Source organism: Vibrio sp. 2-Bac 85 (assembly GCF_037546705.1).
In the GTDB taxonomy this organism is placed as follows: domain Bacteria; phylum Pseudomonadota; class Gammaproteobacteria; order Enterobacterales; family Psychromonadaceae; genus Psychromonas.
This window is the reverse complement of the sequence record NZ_JALAAB010000057.1, coordinates 1-516: the sequence shown is the minus strand read 5'-3', so window position 1 is coordinate 516 and position 516 is coordinate 1. Positions and strand designations below refer to the sequence as shown.

The 516-nt window shown below is 37.6% G+C and carries 1 pseudogene; it reads right to left on the bottom strand.

What is annotated here, in order from left to right:
* Nucleotides 1–96: 96 nt before the first annotated feature.
* A pseudogene (locus tag MT390_RS19730) lies at nt 97–516 on the bottom strand (hypothetical protein); the annotation flags it as partial.

Genomic DNA, 516 nt, shown 5'->3' with positions numbered 1-516 from the left:
AAATTTCTGAGTATAAAATAGATTTTATAGTGTTTTAGACAGGTAAATATTTTAGCTTTCGCTAATAGCTTATAAAGAAAGAAAAAGAGCAATAAATTAATGCATATTTCGTCGTAATTCGTTTTTACTGGCAATCCAACGCTTACCGGTATGCGCTGCAAATGCGGCTAATTCATCTAACGAGCCTACCGCACCTTGGTAGTCTTTTCCAAAACTACTAGCTAGCGATAACCAACTTTCACTATCAAGTCCAAGTGTGTTAAGCAATTTAGGATGATGGCTAACAATTGCACCGCGTTTATCATCTCGTAAAATACGACCGCTCCAATCGACCAACTCGAGATAATCAAGCAGTGAGAATGGTATACCCTTCTGACTACTTACAAGAGATTGAGCTTCATGCTCATCACCTATAAAGCCCAATAATGGCTTTTTCTTAAAACTTAACCCGACCAAAGAAGACTCTTTGTTGTTTTCCTCTTTAAAAGCAACACCATGTATGCGCTCATAAGCAGA